General features: G+C 66.9%; 32 protein-coding genes. 31 read left to right on the plus strand and 1 reads right to left on the minus strand.

What is annotated here, in order from left to right:
- Window positions 1–348: 348 nt before the first annotated feature.
- From rpsJ to rplQ, 31 genes are all read left to right on the plus strand, one after another.
- Entirely contained in the window at window positions 349–657 is a 309-nt protein-coding gene (gene rpsJ, locus ACN8HC_RS12495; protein WP_114930053.1) for a 30S ribosomal protein S10, read from the plus strand.
- Between the two features lie 19 nt (window positions 658–676).
- Entirely contained in the window at window positions 677–1,348 is a 672-nt protein-coding gene (gene rplC / locus ACN8HC_RS12500; protein WP_490075169.1) for a 50S ribosomal protein L3, read from the plus strand.
- A gap of 5 nt (window positions 1,349–1,353) precedes the next feature.
- Window positions 1,354–2,007 carry a 50S ribosomal protein L4 gene (gene rplD, locus ACN8HC_RS12505; protein ID WP_490075170.1) on the plus strand — a complete coding sequence of 218 codons (654 nt, stop codon included), beginning with the start codon at window positions 1,354–1,356 and terminating at the stop codon, window positions 2,005–2,007.
- Between the two features lie 8 nt (window positions 2,008–2,015).
- Window positions 2,016–2,315 (plus strand): 50S ribosomal protein L23, encoded by a 300-nt coding sequence (gene rplW, locus ACN8HC_RS12510; RefSeq protein WP_490075171.1) that lies wholly within the window; start codon window positions 2,016–2,018, stop codon window positions 2,313–2,315.
- 38 nt (window positions 2,316–2,353) lie between these two features.
- Window positions 2,354–3,190 (plus strand): 50S ribosomal protein L2, encoded by an 837-nt coding sequence (rplB, locus tag ACN8HC_RS12515; protein WP_490075172.1) that lies wholly within the window; start codon window positions 2,354–2,356, stop codon window positions 3,188–3,190.
- A 3-nt stretch (window positions 3,191–3,193) separates the two neighbouring features.
- The gene (rpsS, locus tag ACN8HC_RS12520) at window positions 3,194–3,475 is read left to right on the plus strand and encodes a 30S ribosomal protein S19 (protein ID WP_188839014.1); all 282 of its coding nucleotides are present in this window, start codon (window positions 3,194–3,196) and stop codon (window positions 3,473–3,475) included.
- 31 nt (window positions 3,476–3,506) lie between these two features.
- Window positions 3,507–3,875, plus strand: coding sequence for a 50S ribosomal protein L22 (rplV, locus tag ACN8HC_RS12525; protein WP_490075342.1), 369 nt, complete (start codon window positions 3,507–3,509; stop codon window positions 3,873–3,875).
- Complete coding sequence (rpsC, locus tag ACN8HC_RS12530; protein WP_490075173.1) at window positions 3,875–4,735, plus strand: 30S ribosomal protein S3; 861 nt, start codon at window positions 3,875–3,877, stop codon at window positions 4,733–4,735. The genes rplV and rpsC overlap by 1 nt, the downstream gene beginning before the upstream one ends.
- On the plus strand, window positions 4,735–5,154 hold the full coding sequence (gene rplP / locus ACN8HC_RS12535; protein WP_490075174.1) for a 50S ribosomal protein L16: 420 nt from the start codon (window positions 4,735–4,737) through the stop codon (window positions 5,152–5,154). Before rpsC ends, rplP begins: the two co-directional genes overlap by 1 nt.
- Window positions 5,154–5,396 carry a 50S ribosomal protein L29 gene (rpmC, locus tag ACN8HC_RS12540; RefSeq protein WP_490075175.1) on the plus strand — a complete coding sequence of 81 codons (243 nt, stop codon included), beginning with the start codon at window positions 5,154–5,156 and terminating at the stop codon, window positions 5,394–5,396. Before rplP ends, rpmC begins: the two co-directional genes overlap by 1 nt.
- The gene (gene rpsQ, locus ACN8HC_RS12545; RefSeq protein ID WP_490075176.1) at window positions 5,393–5,701 is read left to right on the plus strand and encodes a 30S ribosomal protein S17; all 309 of its coding nucleotides are present in this window, start codon (window positions 5,393–5,395) and stop codon (window positions 5,699–5,701) included. The genes rpmC and rpsQ overlap by 4 nt, the downstream gene beginning before the upstream one ends.
- Window positions 5,702–5,824: 123 nt before the next feature.
- Window positions 5,825–6,193 carry a 50S ribosomal protein L14 gene (rplN, locus tag ACN8HC_RS12550; RefSeq protein WP_123271422.1) on the plus strand — a complete coding sequence of 123 codons (369 nt, stop codon included), beginning with the start codon at window positions 5,825–5,827 and terminating at the stop codon, window positions 6,191–6,193.
- Window positions 6,194–6,196: 3 nt separating this feature from the next.
- Entirely contained in the window at window positions 6,197–6,550 is a 354-nt protein-coding gene (rplX, locus tag ACN8HC_RS12555; protein WP_490075177.1) for a 50S ribosomal protein L24, read from the plus strand.
- Window positions 6,547–7,116, plus strand: a complete 570-nt coding sequence (gene rplE / locus ACN8HC_RS12560; RefSeq protein ID WP_490075178.1) for a 50S ribosomal protein L5 — start codon at window positions 6,547–6,549, stop codon at window positions 7,114–7,116. Before rplX ends, rplE begins: the two co-directional genes overlap by 4 nt.
- A gap of 2 nt (window positions 7,117–7,118) precedes the next feature.
- Window positions 7,119–7,304: a type Z 30S ribosomal protein S14 gene (locus ACN8HC_RS12565; protein ID WP_490075179.1), complete on the plus strand. Its 186-nt coding sequence runs from the start codon at window positions 7,119–7,121 to the stop codon at window positions 7,302–7,304.
- A 134-nt stretch (window positions 7,305–7,438) separates the two neighbouring features.
- Entirely contained in the window at window positions 7,439–7,837 is a 399-nt protein-coding gene (rpsH, locus tag ACN8HC_RS12570) for a 30S ribosomal protein S8 (protein WP_183322948.1), read from the plus strand.
- 26 nt (window positions 7,838–7,863) lie between these two features.
- Window positions 7,864–8,403 carry a 50S ribosomal protein L6 gene (rplF, locus tag ACN8HC_RS12575; RefSeq protein WP_490075180.1) on the plus strand — a complete coding sequence of 180 codons (540 nt, stop codon included), beginning with the start codon at window positions 7,864–7,866 and terminating at the stop codon, window positions 8,401–8,403.
- 3 nt (window positions 8,404–8,406) lie between these two features.
- Window positions 8,407–8,781: a 50S ribosomal protein L18 gene (gene rplR / locus ACN8HC_RS12580; protein ID WP_490075181.1), complete on the plus strand. Its 375-nt coding sequence runs from the start codon at window positions 8,407–8,409 to the stop codon at window positions 8,779–8,781.
- Window positions 8,782–8,815: 34 nt separating this feature from the next.
- Window positions 8,816–9,487, plus strand: a complete 672-nt coding sequence (gene rpsE / locus ACN8HC_RS12585; protein WP_490075182.1) for a 30S ribosomal protein S5 — start codon at window positions 8,816–8,818, stop codon at window positions 9,485–9,487.
- The gene (gene rpmD, locus ACN8HC_RS12590; protein WP_188839002.1) at window positions 9,487–9,669 is read left to right on the plus strand and encodes a 50S ribosomal protein L30; all 183 of its coding nucleotides are present in this window, start codon (window positions 9,487–9,489) and stop codon (window positions 9,667–9,669) included. Before rpsE ends, rpmD begins: the two co-directional genes overlap by 1 nt.
- Window position 9,670: 1 nt before the next feature.
- The gene (gene rplO, locus ACN8HC_RS12595; protein WP_490075183.1) at window positions 9,671–10,129 is read left to right on the plus strand and encodes a 50S ribosomal protein L15; all 459 of its coding nucleotides are present in this window, start codon (window positions 9,671–9,673) and stop codon (window positions 10,127–10,129) included.
- 268 nt (window positions 10,130–10,397) lie between these two features.
- A complete protein-coding gene (secY, locus tag ACN8HC_RS12600; RefSeq protein ID WP_490075184.1) occupies window positions 10,398–11,717 on the plus strand; it encodes a preprotein translocase subunit SecY in 1,320 nt (439 codons plus the stop codon).
- Window positions 11,714–12,292, plus strand: a complete 579-nt coding sequence (locus ACN8HC_RS12605) for an adenylate kinase (RefSeq protein ID WP_490075343.1) — start codon at window positions 11,714–11,716, stop codon at window positions 12,290–12,292. Before secY ends, ACN8HC_RS12605 begins: the two co-directional genes overlap by 4 nt.
- Window positions 12,292–13,134: a type I methionyl aminopeptidase gene (map, locus tag ACN8HC_RS12610; protein WP_490075344.1), complete on the plus strand. Its 843-nt coding sequence runs from the start codon at window positions 12,292–12,294 to the stop codon at window positions 13,132–13,134. Before ACN8HC_RS12605 ends, map begins: the two co-directional genes overlap by 1 nt.
- A gap of 222 nt (window positions 13,135–13,356) precedes the next feature.
- A complete protein-coding gene (infA, locus tag ACN8HC_RS12615) occupies window positions 13,357–13,578 on the plus strand; it encodes a translation initiation factor IF-1 (protein ID WP_006946284.1) in 222 nt (73 codons plus the stop codon).
- Window positions 13,579–13,641: 63 nt separating this feature from the next.
- Entirely contained in the window at window positions 13,642–13,755 is a 114-nt protein-coding gene (gene rpmJ, locus ACN8HC_RS12620; RefSeq protein ID WP_019286332.1) for a 50S ribosomal protein L36, read from the plus strand.
- 204 nt (window positions 13,756–13,959) lie between these two features.
- Window positions 13,960–14,334 (plus strand): 30S ribosomal protein S13, encoded by a 375-nt coding sequence (rpsM, locus tag ACN8HC_RS12625; protein WP_183322779.1) that lies wholly within the window; start codon window positions 13,960–13,962, stop codon window positions 14,332–14,334.
- A gap of 63 nt (window positions 14,335–14,397) precedes the next feature.
- A complete protein-coding gene (rpsK, locus tag ACN8HC_RS12630) occupies window positions 14,398–14,802 on the plus strand; it encodes a 30S ribosomal protein S11 (RefSeq protein ID WP_171153451.1) in 405 nt (134 codons plus the stop codon).
- Between the two features lie 34 nt (window positions 14,803–14,836).
- Complete coding sequence (gene rpsD / locus ACN8HC_RS12635; RefSeq protein ID WP_490075185.1) at window positions 14,837–15,445, plus strand: 30S ribosomal protein S4; 609 nt, start codon at window positions 14,837–14,839, stop codon at window positions 15,443–15,445.
- Window positions 15,446–15,844: 399 nt separating this feature from the next.
- A complete protein-coding gene (locus ACN8HC_RS12640; protein ID WP_490075186.1) occupies window positions 15,845–16,864 on the plus strand; it encodes a DNA-directed RNA polymerase subunit alpha in 1,020 nt (339 codons plus the stop codon).
- A 66-nt stretch (window positions 16,865–16,930) separates the two neighbouring features.
- Window positions 16,931–17,509 carry a 50S ribosomal protein L17 gene (gene rplQ, locus ACN8HC_RS12645; RefSeq protein ID WP_490075187.1) on the plus strand — a complete coding sequence of 193 codons (579 nt, stop codon included), beginning with the start codon at window positions 16,931–16,933 and terminating at the stop codon, window positions 17,507–17,509.
- A 78-nt stretch (window positions 17,510–17,587) separates the two neighbouring features.
- Here the strand turns inward: rplQ and ACN8HC_RS12650 are convergent, their stop codons facing one another.
- On the minus strand, window positions 17,588–18,748 hold the full coding sequence (locus ACN8HC_RS12650) for an MFS transporter (protein ID WP_490075188.1): 1,161 nt from the start codon (window positions 18,746–18,748) through the stop codon (window positions 17,588–17,590).
- Window positions 18,749–18,784 lie beyond the last annotated feature (36 nt).

Consider the following 18,784-nt stretch of genomic DNA (forward strand, 5'->3'; position numbering starts at 1 on the left):
CGATTTGGCCTGTGTCCCGCTCTCTGGCAGACTGTTCAAGTTGCTTGACGTGCAGTGATCACGTGCGTCGCCGTTCGACTCGAAGCGATTCGAGGAAGGCGAGCCGCGCGACTGCCGCCCCGAAAGCACCCAGTCCGCCGCCAGGCGGGCCGTGCGGGTGAGGTCGGGAAGCGCAAGCCACAGGTGCGAGATCCATCGGTTTCGCCCGGCCACCCACGCCAGAGATGTCGGCGTCGTGCTGCGGAGCACACGCGACACACCCGAGCGCGGGGGTCGGAGCCGGACGCTGGCCCCGCACCGACCAGACCTAAGTAAGTAACGAGTACGGCGAGAGAGAGACACGGGCGAATGGCGGGACAGAAGATCCGCATCCGACTGAAGTCGTATGACCACGAAGTCATCGACAGCTCGGCGCGCAAGATTGTCGACACGGTGACTCGTGCCGGTGCAACGGTGGTCGGCCCCGTGCCGCTGCCGACGGAGAAGAACGTCTACTGCGTTATCCGGTCACCGCACAAGTACAAGGACAGCCGCGAGCACTTCGAGATGCGCACCCACAAGCGGTTGATCGACATCGTTGACCCGACGCCGAAGGCCGTCGACTCGCTCATGCGTCTCGACCTGCCGGCCGACGTCAACATCGAGATCAAGCTCTGATCAGGAGGGATGACTCGACATGACTCACATCACTGAGCGCTCCGTGAAGGGCGTCCTGGGCGAGAAGCTGGGCATGACCCAGGTCTGGGACGAGAACGGCCGGCTGATTCCGGTCACCGTCGTGCAGGCCGGCCCGTGCGTCGTCACCGCCGTCCGCGGCGAGACCGAGGGCTACCACGCGGTCCAGATCGGCTACGGTGCGATCGACCCGCGCAAGGTCAACAAGCCGCTGACCGGACACTTCGAGAAGGCCGGCGTGACCCCGCGCCGCCACCTCGCCGAGATCCGCACCGCTGACGCCGGCGACTACCAGCTCGGCCAGGAAGTCACCGTGGAGACCTTCGAGGCCGGCCAGCAGGTCGACGCCGTCGGGACCACCAAGGGCAAGGGCTTCGCCGGCGTCATGAAGCGGCACGGCTTCGCCGGTGTCAGCTCCTCGCACGGTGCGCACCGCAACCACCGCAAGCCGGGCTCGATCGGTGGCTGCGCCACCCCGGGTCGTGTCTTCAAGGGCATGCGTATGGCGGGCCGCATGGGCGGCGAGCGCCAGACCACCCAGAACCTCACGATTCACGCGATCGACACCGACAAGGGTCTGTTGCTGATCAAGGGCGCCGTTCCCGGCCCCCGCGGCGGCATCGTCTTGGTGAAAACAGCAGCCAAGACGCCCGACTTCGTCAAGGAGGCCTGAGCCAGATGACGACCGTTGACATCAAGAGCGCCTCGGGCGCTGCGGCGGGCACCGTCGAGCTGCCGGCCGAGATCTTCGACGTGCAGACCAATGTCCCGCTGATCCACCAGGTCGTGGTGGCGCAGCTCGCGGCGGCACGTCAGGGCACGCACTCCACCAAGACCCGCGGCGAGGTCCGCGGTGGTGGCAAGAAGCCCTACCGCCAGAAGGGCACCGGCCGCGCCCGCCAGGGTTCGACTCGTGCGCCGCAGTTCGCCGGCGGTGGCACCGTGCACGGCCCGAAGCCGCGTGACTACGTGCAGCGGACCCCCAAGAAGATGAAGGCCGCCGCCCTGCGCGGAGCCCTCTCCGACCGGGCGCGTCACGACCGCATTCACGTGCTGACCTCCGTGGTCGAGGGCGACAAGCCGTCGACCCGGGCGGCAGCCACGCTGCTGGCCGAGCTCACCGAGCGCAAGAACCTGCTGGTGGTCCTGGGCCGCGACGAGCAGACAGCGTTGTTGTCGGTGCGCAACCTGGCCGACGTGCACGTGCTGTTCGCCGACCAGCTCAACACCTACGACGTCCTGTGCGCCGACGACCTGGTCTTCACCCAGGCTGCGCTGGAGCGCTTCCTGGCCGGACCGGCCGCCGCGACGAAGACCGACAAGGACAAGTGATTCTGGCCATGACGCAACTGGGCAAGAACCCGCGCGACATCCTGATCGCGCCGGTCGTCTCGGAGAAGTCCTACGCCCTGCTCGACGAGGGCAAGTACACCTTCCTCGTCGACCCCCGGGCGAACAAGACCGAGATCAAGATCGCCGTCGAGGAGATCTTCGACGTGAAGGTCTCCTCGGTCCACACGATGAATCGGCAGGGCAAGACGCGCCGGACCCGCTTCGGCGTCGGCAAGCGCAAGGACACCAAGCGCGCCATCGTCTCGCTCAAGGAAGGCGCGATCGACATCTTCGGCACGCAAGCCTGAGAACGATCGCCCGCAGACAAGACTCCTAAGGACAGACAATGGCTATCCGCAAGTACAAGCCGACGACGCCGGGCCGTCGTGGCTCGAGCGTGGCCGACTTCGCCGAGGTCACCCGCTCGACGCCCGAGAAGTCGCTGGTGCGCCCGCTGCCGAAGACCGGCGGTCGTAACGCGTCGGGCCGCATCACGACCCGTCACATCGGTGGCGGTCACAAGCGCGCCTACCGCGTGATCGACTTCCGCCGCCTCGATAAGGACGGCATCCCGGCGAAGGTCGCGCACATCGAGTACGACCCCAACCGCACGGCGCGCATCGCGCTGCTGCACTACGCCGACGGCGAGAAGCGCTACATCATCGCGCCGAACCGCCTCAAGCAGGGCGACCAGGTCGAGAACGGCGCGAGCGCTGACATCAAGCCCGGCAACAACCTGCCGCTGCGCAACATCCCGACCGGCACCGTCGTGCACTGCATCGAGCTGCGGCCCGGTGGCGGTGCGAAGATCGCCCGCTCGGCCGGCGCGCGCGTGCAGCTCGTCGCCAAGGACGGCCCCTACGCCCAGCTGCGTATGCCGTCTGGTGAGATCCGCAACGTCGACGTCCGCTGCCGCGCGACGGTCGGCGAGGTGGGCAACGCCGAGCAGAGCAACATCAACTGGGGCAAGGCCGGCCGCATGCGCTGGAAGGGCAAGCGCCCGACCGTGCGCGGTGTCGCGATGAACCCGGTGGACCACCCGCACGGTGGTGGTGAGGGCAAGACCTCCGGTGGTCGCCACCCGGTCAGCCCGTGGGGTCAGGCCGAGGGCCGCACCCGTCGCCCGAAGAAGGAGAGCGACAAGCTCATCGTGCGTCGCCGTCGTACTGGAAAGAAGCGGTAAGAAATGCCCCGTTCATTGAAGAAGGGCCCCTTCGTCGACGATCACCTTCAGAAGAAGGTCGACGCACAGAACGAAGCGGGCACCAAGAACGTCATCAAGACCTGGTCCCGCCGGTCGATGATCACGCCCGACATGCTCGGCCACACGCTCGCCGTGCACGACGGCCGCAAGCACGTCCCGGTCTTCGTGACCGAGGCGATGGTCGGCCACAAGCTCGGCGAGTTCGCCCCGACGCGGACCTTCAAGGGTCACGAGAAGGACGACCGGAAGGGACGGCGTCGCTGATATGTCTACTACTGAGAACACCACCCCGACCGTGGGAGCCAAGGCGCAGGCGCGGTTCGTCCGCATCACACCGATGAAGGCGCGTCGGGTCGTCGACATGGTGCGTGGCAAGAACGTCCAAGAGGCGATCCACCTGCTCACCTTCGCGCCGCAGAGCGCGAGCGACCAGGTCCTCAAGACCCTCAACAGCGCCGTCGCCAACGCCCGCCAGAAGGCGGACCAGGCGTCGGTCGCGTTCGACGAGCGTCTGCTGGTCGTCACCGAGGCGTATGTCGACGAGGGCCCGACCATGAAGCGATTCCGTCCCCGTGCGCAGGGTCGCGCGAGCCGGATCCTCAAGCGGTCGAGCCACATCACTTTGTACGTTGCCCAGCCCGAGCGAAAGGACGGTGGCCGGTAATGGGTCAGAAGGTCAACCCGAACGGTTTCCGTCTCGGCATCACGACGGACCACAAGAGCCGCTGGTTCGCCGACTCGGCCAAGCCGGGCCAGCGCTACCGCGACTACGTCAAGGAAGACGTCGCGATCCGCAACCTGATGTCGACCGGCATGGAGCGCGCCGGCATCAGCAAGGTCGAGATCGAGCGCACCCGTGACCGCGTGCGCGTCGACATCCACACCGCCCGTCCGGGCATCGTGATCGGCCGCCGTGGCGCCGAGGCCGACCGCCTGCGCGGTTCGCTGGAGAAGCTGACCGGCAAGCAGGTGCAGCTGAACATCCTCGAGGTCAAGAACCCCGAGACCGATGCGCAGCTGGTCGCCCAGGGCATCGCCGAGCAGCTGTCGGCCCGGGTCAACTTCCGTCGCGCCATGCGCAAGGGCATGCAGACGGCCGAGCGGGCCGGTGCCAAGGGCATCCGGGTCATGGTCGCCGGCCGGCTGAACGGCGCCGAGATGAGCCGCACCGAGTTCTACCGCGAGGGTCGTGTGCCGTTGCACACGCTGCGCGCAAACATCGACTACGGCTTTTACGAGGCCCGCACCACCTTCGGCCGCATCGGCGTGAAGGTCTGGATCTACAAGGGCGACCTCACCGCCAAGGAACTGGCGCGCGAGCAGGCTGCGGCCCCGAGCCGCCCGGCCCGTGGCCGTCGTGACGACCGCCGTAGCGGCGGCCGCGACGACCGTCGTGGTGGCAACCGCGGACGTCGTGACGCGGGCTCCGCGACCACCGACGCTCCGATGGAGGCTCCGGTCGCCGAGGACGTTGTCGTCGAGGTCGCGCCGACAGAGTCGAGCAACCAGGGAGCTGAAGCCTGATGTTGATTCCCCGTCGTGTGAAGCACCGCAAGCAGCACCACCCCCGTCGCCGCGGTATGGCGAAGGGTGGCACCGCTGTGTCGTTCGGTGACTACGGCATCCAGGCGCTGGAGCCGGCATACGTCACCAACCGGCAGATCGAGTCCGCTCGTATCGCCATGACCCGCTACATCAAGCGTGGCGGAAAGGTCTGGATCAACATCTACCCGGACCGTCCGCTCACCAAGAAGCCGGCCGAGACCCGCATGGGTTCCGGTAAGGGCTCGCCCGAGTGGTGGGTCGCCAACGTCAAGCCGGGCCGGGTCATGTTCGAACTGTCCGGTGTGTCCGAGGAAGTTGCACGCGAGGCGCTGCGCCTGGCGATGCACAAGCTGCCGATGAAGTGCCGCTTCGTCGCGCGTGAAGGTGGTGACCTCTGATGGCAGTGGGTTCGAAGGACCTGACTTCCGCGAAGCTGCGTGAACTGGACGACGCGGCCCTCGCCGACGAGCTCGGCAAGGCCAAGCAGGAGCTGTTCAACCTGCGGTTCCAGTCCGCCACCGGCCAGCTGGAGAACAACTCGCGGCTGCGTGCGGTCCGCAAGGACATCGCCCGCATCTACACCGAGTTGCGTGAGCGTGAGCTCGGCATCGGCCGCACGCAGGAGAAGGCCGAAGCATGAGTGACGAGAACAAGGAAGCAACCGTGACGCAGGAGACCGGCAAGGCCGAGGGCGAGCGCAACTACCGCAAGACCCGGCAGGGCTACGTCGTCAGCGACAAGATGCAGAAGACCGTCGTGGTCGAGGTCGAGGACCGCGTCAAGCACGCGCTCTACGGCAAGGTCCAGCGCAAGACGGCTCGCGTCAAGGCGCACGACGAGCAGGAGTCCTGCGGCGTCGGCGACCGCGTGCTGATCATGGAGACCCGTCCGCTGTCGGCGCAGAAGCGCTGGCGCGTGGTCGAGATCCTCGAGAAGGCCAAGTAATACGTGGTCGTATGCCGCTCGCGGCATACGACAACACACCGCGGTGGCAACACCGCAACCAACATTGACCGTTCCACAAGGCTCGCGTCGTGCGAGAACCAGTGAGACGACAGGAGAAGAAACGTGATCCAGCAGGAGTCGCGACTGCGCGTCGCCGACAACACCGGTGCCAAGGAGATCTTGTGCATCCGGGTTCTCGGTGGCTCGGGACGTCGCTACGCCGGCATCGGTGACACCATCGTGGCGACCGTCAAGGACGCCATCCCGGGCGGCAACGTCAAGAAGGGCGATGTGGTCAAGGCCGTTGTCGTGCGTACCCGCAAGGAGAAGCGCCGCCCGGACGGCAGCTACATCAAGTTCGACGAGAACGCTGCCGTCATCCTCAAGAGCGATGGTGACCCGCGCGGCACGCGCATCTTCGGCCCCGTGGGCCGCGAGCTGCGTGACAAGAAGTTCATGAAGATCATCTCGCTCGCGCCGGAGGTGCTGTAAGCCATGGCAGGCAAGCCGAAGATGAAGATCAAGAAGAACGACCTGGTCCAGGTCATTTCCGGCAAGGACAAGGGCCTGCAGGGCAAGGTCATCTCGGTCGACCCGGAGCGCCGTCGCGTGCTCGTCGAGGGTGTCAACCGGATCACCAAGCACGTCAAGGCCGGTCAGCCGGGTGGCGGTGCCGGTGGCATCGAGGTCACCGAAGCTCCGATCCACGTGAGCAACGTGATGATCGTGGACCCCGAGACGGGCACGCCGACCCGCATCCGCATCCGTGAGGAGCAGGTGGAGCGCGACGGTCGCACCAAGACCGTACGCACCCGCGTGGCCGTGAAGTCCGGAAAGGATCTGGCATGAGTGCAACAGCACCGGAGAAGGTGGCGCCCCGCCTGAAGGCGCGCTACCAGTCCGAGATCAAGGGCCGGCTGCAGGACGAGTTCAAGTTCGCCAACGTGATGCAGGTGCCGACGGTGACCAAGGTCGTCGTCAACATGGGTGTCGGCGACGCCGCCCGTGACTCCAAGCTGATCGAGGGCGCCATCAAGGACCTCGCGGCGATCACCGGCCAGAAGCCGGCGGTCACCAAGGCCCGCAAGTCCATCGCGCAGTTCAAACTGCGTGAGGGTATGCCGATCGGTGCGCACACCACGCTGCGCGGCGACCGCATGTGGGAGTTCCTGGACCGTCTGGTGTCGATCGCACTGCCGCGCATCCGCGACTTCCGCGGCCTGTCGCCCAAGCAGTTCGACGGCAACGGCAACTACACCTTCGGTCTGACCGAGCAGTCCGTGTTCTACGAGATCGACCAGGACAAGATCGACCGGGTCCGCGGCATGGACATCACGGTCGTCACCACTGCGAGCAACGACGACGAAGGCCGGGCCCTGTTGAAGCACCTCGGCTTCCCCTTTAAGGAGAACTGAGCATGGCGAAGAAAGCCCTGGTCAACAAGGCCGAGAAGAAGCCGAAGTTCGCGGTGCGCGGTTACACCCGCTGCCAACGCTGCGGCCGCCCGCACTCGGTCTACCGCAAGTTCGGCCTGTGCCGGATCTGTCTGCGCGAGATGGCCCACCGCGGCGAACTGCCCGGCGTCACCAAGTCGAGCTGGTGAGTCCGGTATGGCGGGCAGCGTCTCGCCATACCTGATCGACCAGCCAACCAAGCAAAAACCACGTAACAACTACACCGAAGGTCCGCACCGGCTCCGGCCAGCAGAAACCACGGTGAGAAGGGCAAGTGCCCACGATGACCATGACCGACCCGATCGCGGACATGCTGACCCGCGTCCGGAACGCCAACTCGGCGCACCACGACTCGGCGACCATGCCGCACAGCAAGCTCAAGACGCACATCGCCGAGATCCTCCAGGCGGAGGGTTACATCGCCGGCTTTCGCGTCGAGGGCGAGGGCGTCGACAAGACGCTCACGATCGACCTGAAGTACGGCCCCAACCGGGAGCGCTCCATCGCCGGCGTCCGCCGCGTGAGCAAGCCCGGTCTGCGGGTCTACGCCAAGTCCACCAACCTGCCGAAGGTCCTCGGTGGTCTGGGCGTTGCCATTTTGTCCACGTCGTCCGGCCTGCTGACCGACAAGCAGGCGGCGAGCAAGGGTGTGGGCGGGGAAGTCCTCGCCTACGTCTGGTGACCCGGAACAGTTAAGGAGATATCGAGATGTCGCGTATCGGACGTCTTCCCGTTCCGGTGCCCAGCGGTGTCGAGGTGACCATCGACGGCCAGGCCGTCGCGGTCAAGGGCCCGAAGGGCCAGCTCGACTTCACCGTGCCGGAGCCCATCAGCGTCGCCAAGGGCGAGGACGGCGTGATCAACGTGTCACGCCCCAACGACGAGCGTGAGTCGCGGTCGCGTCACGGCCTGACCCGCAGCCTCATCAACAACATGGTCGTCGGTGTGACCGACGGCTTCACCAAGAAGCTGGAGATCCACGGCACGGGTTACCGCGTGACCGCCAAGGGTTCGGACCTGGAGTTCGCCCTCGGTTACAGCCACCCGATCCTGGTCAAGGCTCCGCAGGGCATCACCTTCGCTGTGGAGAACCCGACCCGGTTCTCGGTCAGCGGTGTCGACAAGCAGCAGGTCGGTGAGGTCGCGGCCAACATCCGCAAGCTGCGCAAGCCCGACCCCTACAAGGCGAAGGGTGTCCGCTACGAAGGCGAGCACATCCGCCGCAAGGTCGGAAAGGCTGGTAAGTAAGCCATGGCAAAGATTGTGAAGCGTTCCACGAGCAAGGCTGCGGCCCGCGCCCGGCGCCACTTCCGGTTGCGCAAGCGCGTGTCCGGCACCGCGGAGCGTCCTCGCCTGGTCGTCAACCGCTCGTCGCGGCACGTCTTCGTGCAGGTCGTCGACGACACCGTCGGCAAGACCGTTGCATCCGCGTCGACCATGGAGGCGGACCTGCGGGCGCTCGACGGTGACAAGACCGCCAAGGCTCGCAAGGTCGGCGAGCTCGTCGCGGCCCGCGCCAAGGCTGCGGGCGTCGAGGCCGTCGTCTTCGACCGTGGCGGGAACAAGTACGCCGGCCGGGTCGCCGCCCTCGCGGACGGCGCTCGTGAAGGCGGTTTGACACTGTGATCCGCAAGTTCAACGTCGAGAAGAGGAAGCACTGATGCCTGGACCCCAGCGTCGAGGCGCTGCCGGCTCCGGCAGCAGCTCGAACAACGAGAACACCGACCGTCGCGACAACCGCCGCGGCGGGCGTGACAACGACCGTGGCGGCCGCCGCGGCGGCGACGACCGCAACCAGTACCTCGAGCGCGTCGTCACCATCAACCGCGTGGCCAAGGTCGTGCAGGGTGGTCGTCGCTTCAGCTTCACCGCGCTCGTGGTCGTCGGAGACGGCCAGGGCACGGTGGGTGTCGGCTACGGCAAGGCCAAGGAAGTCCCCGCCGCGATCGCCAAGGGTGTCGAGGAGGCGAAGAAGTCCTTCTTCCGCGTCCCGATGATCGGCGGCACCATCCCGCACCCGGTGCAGGGTGAGGCGGCGGCAGGCGTCGTCCTGCTGCGCCCGGCCAGCCCCGGTACCGGTGTCATCGCCGGTGGTCCGGTGCGCGCCGTGCTGGAGTGCGCCGGCATCCACGACGTGCTGTCCAAGTCGCTCGGCTCGGACAACGCGATCAACATCGTGCACGCGACCGTCACCGCCCTGAAGGAGCTGGAGCGTCCGGAGGCCGTTGCGGCCCGCCGCGGCCTGCCGCTCGACCAGGTCGCGCCGGTCGCCATGCAGCACGCGATGGCGGACGCAGCTGCGTCCGCGCAGAGCGAGAAGGCAGGTGCCTGATGGCGAACACGCTCGTTGTGACGCAGATCCGTTCGGAGATCGGTGGCAAGCCGCAGCACCGGGAGACCTTGCGGTCGCTCGGCCTGAAGCGGATCGGCCACACGGTCGAGAAGCCGGACAGCCCGGAGTTCCGCGGCATGGTTCGCGCGGTCGCCCACCTGGTGACCGTCGAGGAGAAGTGAAATGACTGAAGAGAAGACGCACGCACTGAAGGTGCACCACCTGCGTCCGGCTCCGGGCGCCAAGACGGCCAAGACCCGCGTGGGTCGCGGTGAGGGCTCCAAGGGCAAGACCGCCGGTCGCGGCACCAAGGGCACCAAGGCGCGCTACCAGGTGCGCGAGAGCTTCGAGGGTGGCCAGACGCCGCTGCACATGCGGCTGCCGAAGATGCGGGGTTTCAAGAACCCGTTCAAGGTCACCTACCAGGTCGTCAACCTGGACAAGATCTCGGCGCTGTTCCCCGAGGGCGGGGACGTCACCGTCGAGGACCTGGTCGCCAAGGGCGCGGTTCGCAAGGGCCAGCCGGTCAAGGTGCTCGGCACCGGCGAGATCACCGTCGCGGTGAACCTCACCGTGCAGAAGTTCTCCGCTTCGGCCAAGGAGAAGGTCGAAGCTGCGGGTGGCACGATCACCGCTGCGTGATCAGGGCCCTCGTGACCACATCCGCGTGAAGCGCCCTGTGGGAACGACGAAACCACGTGTCTCGTTGTTCCCCAGGGCGCTTTATCGCACTCCCCGACGGCTCGCCCGGCGAGTCGGCCAGGTAATCTCTGCCCAAGCCCAGCTCAAACTTCGGCCCTCCCGCCACAAGCGCGGAGCGCCGGCCCGGACGACTTCCCGTGTGGAGGTAGTGCTCCGGGATTGTCACGGCGCCCCCCTTGCCTGAGGGGCGCGCCCAGGAGGACTCACGTTGCTCAACGTCATCGGCCGCGCGTTCCGCACGCCCGACCTGCGGAACAAGATCTTGTTCACGCTGGCGATCATCGCTGTCTTCCGGCTGGGCTCGCACATCCCGGCACCGGGCATCGACTACAAGCAGGTCCAGCTCTGCCAGCAGGGTTCGGGCGGTCAGCAGTCGCTGCTCGGCCTGGCCAACCTGTTCTCCGGCGGTGCCCTGCTGCAGCTGTCGATCTTCGCGCTCGGGATCATGCCCTACATCACCGCGACGATCATCGTGCAGCTGCTCACCGTGGTGATCCCGAAGTTCGAGCAGCTGAAGAAGGAGGGCCAGGCGGGTCAGACCAAGATGACGCAGTACACGCGTTATCTGACCATCGGCCTGGCGATCCTGCAGTCGTCGACCCTCGTGACCGCGGTGCACAACAATCCGCAGTCGATCCTGGGCAGCGGCCCGGCCTGCTCCAACATCATGACCGACGGCGCGATGCCGACGCTGATCATCATGGTGCTGACCTTCACCGCCGGCACCGGCCTCATCATGTGGCTGGCCGAGCAGATCACCGAGAAGGGCGTCGGGCAGGGCATGTCCCTGCTGATCCTCATCGCGGTCGCCGCTCGGGTGCCGTCGGAGATCTGGTCGATCCGCACCCAGGGCTGGGGCAAGTTCTTCCTCGTCGTGATCATGGGCCTGGTCATCCTGACCGTCGTCGTCTACGTCGAGAACTCCATCCGCCGGCTGCCCGTGCAGTACGCCAAGCGGATGATCGGCCGGCGGATGTATGGCGGGACGTCGACCTACATCCCGCTCAAGGTCAACATGGCCAACGTCATCCCGATCATCTTCGCCAGCTCGCTGCTGTCGTTGCCGGTGATGCTCGCGCAGTTCACCAACCCGCAGACGAGTGCGCATCCGGCCGGCTGGTCGACGTGGGTGTTCAACAACCTCGGTAAGAGCGATCACCCGTCATACATGATCGTCTACACCGTGCTGAACCTGTTCTTCACGTTCTTCTACGTGTCGATCACCTATCAGCCCGACGAGGTCGCGGACGGCCTGAAGCAGTCCGGCTCGTTCATCCCGGGTGTGCGCGCCGGCAGGGCGACCGCGAAGTACATCAACTACGTGCTGACCCGGATCACCGTCGGCGGCGCGATCTACCTGGCGATCATCGCGCTGATCCCGCTCATCGCGCTCGCCCTCGTGGGCACCAACCAGAACTTCCCGTTCGGTGGCGCCTCCATCATCATCCTCGTAGGTGTCGGTCTCGATACCGTCAAGCAGGTCGACTCCAAGCTGCAGCAGCACCACTACGAAGGGTTCTTGAGATAATGCGCCTCATCATTCTGGGTCCGCCGGGAGCAGGTAAGGGCACGCAGGCCGAGCACATCTCGGCCCGGCGCGGCATCCCGCACATCTCCACCGGCGACATCTTCCGGGACAACATCCGACGCGCTACTCAGCTCGGGACGCAGGTCAAGAGCATCCTGGACGCCGGCGGTTATGTGCCCGACGAGATCACCAACCAGATCGTGGCCGACCGGTTGGCCCAGGATGATGCACGCGACGGCTTCCTGCTGGACGGCTACCCGCGCACGGTGGCGCAGGTCGATGCGCTGGACGCGCTGCTGGCGGGTTGGGGTTGCGTGCTGGACGCCGTCATCGAGCTGCAGGTGGCCGAGCAGGAGCTGGTGGCCCGGATCGTCAAGCGCGCCGAGACCAGCGGCCGCAGCGACGACACCGAGGAGGTCATCCGGGAGCGGCTGCGGATCTACCGCGAGGAGACCGAGCCGCTGGTGCGCATCTACACCGAGCGCAACCTGGTGATCGAGATCGACGGCATCGGCGAGCTCGACGAGGTCACCGACCGCATCACCAACGCGCTGGACTCGCTGACCCGCGCGTGATCTTCGGCCGCGAACGGCTGCCGGCCAAGACGCCGGAGCAGGTGCTGCTGATGCGCCGCGCCGGCCTGGTGGTGGGGGAGTGCCTGGCGATGCTGGCCGCGTCGGTGGACGCCGGTATGACGACGGGCCGGCTTGACGCGCTCGCCGAGGAATTCATCCGCGACCACGACGGCGTGCCGAGCTTCCTGGGCTACTACGGATTCCCCGGGACGCTGTGCGTCTCCGTCAACGACGAGGTGGTGCACGGCATACCGGGTGACCGCGAGCTGCACGACGGCGACCTGGTGTCCATCGACTGTGGCGCGATCGTCGAGGGCTGGCACGGGGATTCGGCGATCACCGTGGTGGTCGGCGGGGAGGAGGCGGCCCGGCTCGAGGACCTGCAGCTCTCGGCGGCGACCCGGCGCGCGCTGTGGGCCGGCATCGCGGCCCTGCGCCCCGGCATCGGCATCTACGAACTGGGCGGTGTCATCGAGGACTCGGTCCGCGCGAGCGGCCGGGCGGACGGCCGCGACTACGGCATCCTGGACGGCTACACCGGTCACGGGATCGGCACCGAGATGCACATGGAGCCGACCGTCTACAACGAGCGGGTCCGTCCCAAGGGGCCGACCGTGCAGCCCGGCGCGACCGTCGCCATCGAGCCCATGCTGACCCTGGGCACGCACGAGTCGCACGAACTCGACGACGAGTGGACGGTCGTGACTGATGACGGCTCGCGCGCCGCGCACTGGGAACACACCATCGCGGTGACCGACGGCGGCCTTTGGGTGCTGACCGCCGTGGACGGCGGCGCCGCCGACCTGGCCGCAGTCGGTGCGTCATACGCGCCCATCGGCTGAGACCCGCCGATTTGGGGCGCTCGCGGGTCGCCGGGTAGACTGGACCTTCGGGTCTGGAGTGTCTGCATCTCGCGGCGTTCGGCCATCACCCTCCTGGTTCGGGGTTCGCCCCCAGCGAGCGGGATCGGTGTGTGTCCGAAACGGCTGATGCGGCACGTCATACCCACGCTTCAGGGGCGTTCTCATCCGGAGAACGCCTCGCCGAGAATCAGTTAGGAAGGCATGGCCAAGAAGGACGGTGTCATCGAGATCGAGGGCACGATCGTCGAGGCCCTCCCGAACGCAATGTTCCGGGTGGAGCTGACCAACGGTCACAAGGTGCTCGCGCACATCTCCGGCAAGATGCGACAGCACTACATCCGGATCCTCCCCGAGGACCGTGTGGTGGTGGAGCTCAGCCCGTATGACCTGACCCGCGGCCGGATCGTCTTCCGCTACCGCTGATTCTCGGCACGTTCGCAACCGTCACTGCTTCCGCGGTGGCCCGACTTCAAGACAAAAGGTGCGATGAAGGTCCAGCCGAGCGTCAAGAAGATCTGCGACAAGTGCAAGGTGATCCGCCGCAACGGGCGAGTCATGGTGATCTGCGAGAACGCTCGCCACAAGCAGCGTCAGGGCTGATCACCCGCACGACTCGCGTTCTTCGCCAGGACGCAGAAGAGCACAACTGAACATTTCGATTCGCGTGACCCACACCTCCGGCCATCGGTATGGCGGGAATGTCACCCCGGGAGTAGAGGCCCGGGACCCAGCAATCCACCCACTCCGGGTGATGCGGGAACGGCCACGCACCAGACCTCTACGAGACAACAGGAGAAATGCCTGATGGCACGTTTGATCGGTGTCGACCTGCCGCGCGAGAAGCGCGTCGAGGTCGCACTCACCTACATTTTCGGCGTCGGTAAGACCCGCGCCGACGAGACGCTGGCCGCGACCGGCGTCAACCCGGACACCCGTGTCCGTGACCTCACCGAAGACGAAGTCGTCAAGCTGCGCGACCACCTCGAGGGCAACTACCGCCTCGAGGGCGACCTGCGCCGTGAGATCGCCTCCGACATTCGCCGCAAGGTCGAGATCGGTTCCTACCAGGGCCTGCGCCACCGCCGGGGTCTGCCCGTGCACGGCCAGCGCACCAAGACCAACGCCCGGACCCGCAAGGGTCCGAAGCGCACGGTCGCCGGTAAGAAGAAGGCCAAGTAATCCCTGTCGCCTCTGCGACAGGGACACCTCACACTTCAACGACTTTAGTTTTCAGGAGAATTCATGCCTCCCAAGAGCCGTCAGGCTTCCGGCGCCAAGAAGGTGCGCCGCAAGGAGAAGAAGAACGTTGCTGCGGGGCACGCCTACATCCGCAGCACCTTCAACAACACCATCGTCTCGATCACCGACCCGACCGGTGCGGTGATCTCGTGGGCGTCCGCCGGCCAGGTCGGCTTCAAGGGCTCGCGCAAGTCGACCCCGTATGCCGCGCAGATGGCCGCCGAGGCCGCCGCGCGTCGTGCGATGGACCACGGCATGCGCAAGGTCGACGTCTTCGTCAAGGGTCCGGGTTCGGGCCGCGAGACCGCTATCCGTTCGCTGGCCGCTGCCGGCCTCGAGGTCGGTGCGATCTCCGACGTCACTCCGCAGCCGCACAACGGCGTCCGCCAGCCCAAGCGTCGTAGCTGAGCGACGACAACACACTTCTAAGGAGATTTGACTCATGGCCCGTTACACCGGCCCGATCACCAAGAAGTCGCGTCGCCTCAAGACCGACCTCGTCGGTGGCGACAAGAACTTCGAGATGCGCCCCTTCCCGCCCGGCCAGCACGGCCGTGGCCGGGTGCAGGAGAAGGAATACCTGACCCAGCTGCAGGAGAAGCAGAAGGCTCGCTTCACCTACGGCGTGATGGAGAAGCAGTTCGTCCGCTACTACAAGGAAGCAGCCCGTCGTCAGGGCAAGACCGGCGAGAACCTGCTGGTCATCCTGGAGTCGCGCCTGGACAGCGTCATCTACCGCGCCGGCCTGGCCCGCACCCGTCGTGCGGCCCGCCAGCTGGTGACCCACGGTCACTTCGAGGTCAACGGCAAGCGCGTCGACGTCCCGTCATACCGCGTGGAGCAGTACGACATCATCACCGTCCGCGAGCAGTCCCGGGAGAAGTTCCCGATCCAGCTGGCCCGCGAGACCTTCGGTGACCGGCAGCCGCCGGCCTGGATGCACGTCGTCCCGGGCACGCTGCAGATCCTGATCCACTCGCTGCCGACCCGCGAGCAGATCGACATCCCGCTCACCGAGCAGCTGATCGTCGAGCTCTACTCGAAGAACTAACCCTCGTTCCTCGGGCCAGTTCTTCTCGCCGATGTACGTCGGCTGCGGCTCCTCGCAGGTCGAGCCGCCGGGTGGCAACGAGCAAGCTCGCTGCCACCCGGCGACCGACCTGGTCGTCGCCTCCGCGCCGTCGGCTTGTCGTTCGGTCAGCTTGCCTCGGCGGTCGCCAGCGCCGCTCGTCGTTCGGCGAGGCTGTCGTGGGCCGTCGCCAGGCCGCGTCGGTCGAGTAGGGCGACGATCGAGTAGGGCGAGGCGTTAGCCGAGTCCGTATCGAGATCAGAGCCCGTATCGAGACCACGCGACCGACATACAACTCAATAACGAGAAGCGAATACAGAGTCGCTCCTCGGTTTGCACTAGGCCTCATATAGCGGTGGCCAGTGGAAAGGAAAAGAAGAAGTGCTTATCGCACAGCGCCCCTCCCTGAGCGAAGAGGTCGTCTCCGACAACCGCTCGCGTTTCGTCATCGAGCCGCTGGAGCCGGGTTTCGGCTACACGCTCGGCAACTCGCTGCGTCGTACCCTGCTCTCGAGCATTCCGGGCGCCGCGGTCACCAGCCTGCGCATCGACGGTGTGCAGCACGAGTTCTCCACGATCCCCGGGGTCAAGGAGGACGTCACCGAGATCATCCTGAACGTCAAGGGCCTGGTCGTCTCCTCCGAGCACGACGAGCCGGTCGTCATGTACCTGCGCAAGCAGGGCCCGGGTGAGGTCACCGCCGCCGACATCGCGCCGCCGGCCGGTGTCGAGGTGCACAACCCCGAGCTGCACATCGCCACCCTGAACGACAAGGGCAAGATCGAGATGGAGCTGACCGTCGAGCGCGGTCGCGGCTACGTCTCGGCGCAGCAGAACAAGTCCGCCGACCACGAGATCGGCCGCATCCCGGTCGACTCGATCTACTCGCCGGTGCTCGCCGTGACCTACAAGGTCGAGGCGACCCGTGTCGAGCAGCGCACCGACTTCGACAAGCTGATCGTCGACGTGGAGACCAAGAACGCCATCGCCCCGCGCGACGCCATGGCCTCCGCCGGCAAGACCCTGGTCGAGCTGTTCGGCCTGGCGCGTGAGCTCAACGTCGAGGCCGAGGGCATCGACATGGGCCCGAGCCCGACCGACGCCGCACTGGCCGCGGATCTGGCGCTGCCGATCGAGGACCTGGACCTCACCGTCCGCTCCTACAACTGCCTCAAGCGCGAGGGCATCCACACCGTGGGTGAGCTCGTCGGACGCAGCGAGGCCGACCTGCTGGACATCCGCAACTTCGGTGCGAAGTCCATCGACGAGGTCAAGGACAAGCTGGTCGAGATGGGCCTGCAGCTCAAGGACAGCCCGCCCGGGTTCGACGCGAGCGCGATCGCGGACCGGTATGACGACGAGGACGCCGACGGCAGCTTCGCCGAAGACGAGCAGTACTGAGCCCAGCCACTGAGATAGCTCCAGTCGCGTTGCCGCGCAACACGACTCGACATACAAGGAGAAGTAATGCCTACCCCAACAAAGGGTCCCCGTCTCGGTGGCGGTCCCGCGCACGAGCGGCTGATCCTGGCCAATCTGGCGCAGGCACTGTTCGAGCACGACCGCATCACGACGACCGAGGCCAAGGCGAAGCGGCTGCGTCCGCTCGCCGAGCGGCTGGTGACCTTCGCCAAGCGCGGTGACCTGCACGCCCGCCGCCGGGTGATGACAGTGGTCCGTGACAAGGGCGTCGTGCACCGTCTCTTCACCGAGATCGCGCCCGACATGGCCGACCGGCAGGGCGGTTACACCCGCATCACCAAGATCGGTCCCCGCAAGGGTGACAACGCGCCGATGGCCGTGATCGAGCTCGTCCGCGAGCCGGTCAACGCCAAGCCGAAGCGCGCCGTCGTTGCGGAGGCCGAGGCCGCCACCAAGCGCGCGGTCAAAGAAGACACTGCTGACGCGTCCGCTGTGACCGACGAGGCCGACGTCGTCGTCGAGCCGGTCGACGCCGAGCAGCCGGTCTCGACCGACGCTGCGACCGAGGCATCCTCGACCGAAGCCGTTGCGGACGAGCAGGAGGTCGACTCCGAGAAGGAGTGACTCCCTGGCTGCAGACAGCACTGACCTGGCCCGGACCCGCACGTGCGGATCCGGGCCAGGTCTTTGCCGGTATGACGGTCAGCGCACCGTGACGAGCCGGTGCTGATCGAACACCTTGGCCAGCGGCAGCAGCGCGACGAGCAGGACCACCGGCACGGCATACCCGACCCGCAGCGACCCGGTGCCGATGGCGCCGGTGAGCACCGAGCCCACGAGCGCGCCGACGTAGTTGAACTGGTTGAACCGGGCGATGACCGCGTCCGTGCGAGCACGAGCGACGTCGCCGTCGAGCGCGCCGCCGGACCGGGCCAGCGTGGCCGCGGCCGAGTAGGAGAGCGGGGCCACCACCGCGATGCCGCAGCCGAGGACCAGGAAGCCGAGCACCCCGACCGGCCAGTTCGGGGCGACGACGACGCCGGCGAGCCCGACCACGGCGACGCCGGCGCCGCTCCGCAGCAATCGCCTGGCTCCCAGGTTGTCGGTCAGCCGGTCGCCGGCGACCCGGGCGGCCAGCGACGCGACGAGATAGGGCAACGTCGCCAGCGCGACGAGGCCGCCGGGCGCGTGCAGGGTGTGGTCGAAATAGACCGAGCCCCAGGTCGTGGAGGCGGTGTCGACGGTGTAGAAGATCACGCAGGCCGCGCCGACGACGAGGATCGGGCGCCAGGGGATGCCTTCGGCGGCCTCGGGCGACGGCGCGGTCCCGGAGCCGGGCAGCAGGCTTCCGAACGCCACGACGAGCGGCAGGATCGCCAGACCGCAGGAGAGCGCGGCGATCGACGCGTGTGGCAGCGCGAGGGTCAGCAGGGTGCCGGCGATGCCACCGGCGGTCCACGCCCCGTGGAAGGACGGCAGCATCGTGCGTCGCAGCTGGTGCTCGAGGGACACCGCCTGCATGTTGGTGGTCGCATCCACCATGCCGAGCACGACGCCGTAGATGGCCAGCCCCAGCACGAGGACCGGGATGTCGGGCGCGGTGCCGCTGATCAGCAGCGCGACGACGATCCCCAGCAAACCGGTGCGCAGGACGATCGCGCTGCCGCGGCGCGGCGCGACCTTCTCGGCCAGCAACGAGCCGGCGCCGGCGAGCAGAACGATCATCAGCATGAGCAGCGTCAGGCCGAGTTGCGAGATACCCCAATGATCTTCGAACTTCGGCAGCCGCGTGGTCAGCGAGAGGAAGACGCAACCCTGCGCGAAATACGCCGCGGCGATCGCGGCTCGGGGTGACTGACTCACGCTCGGCATCCTGGCACGTGGCAGCCGGCTGCGGGG

Source organism: Flexivirga sp. YIM B11880 (assembly GCF_058148645.1).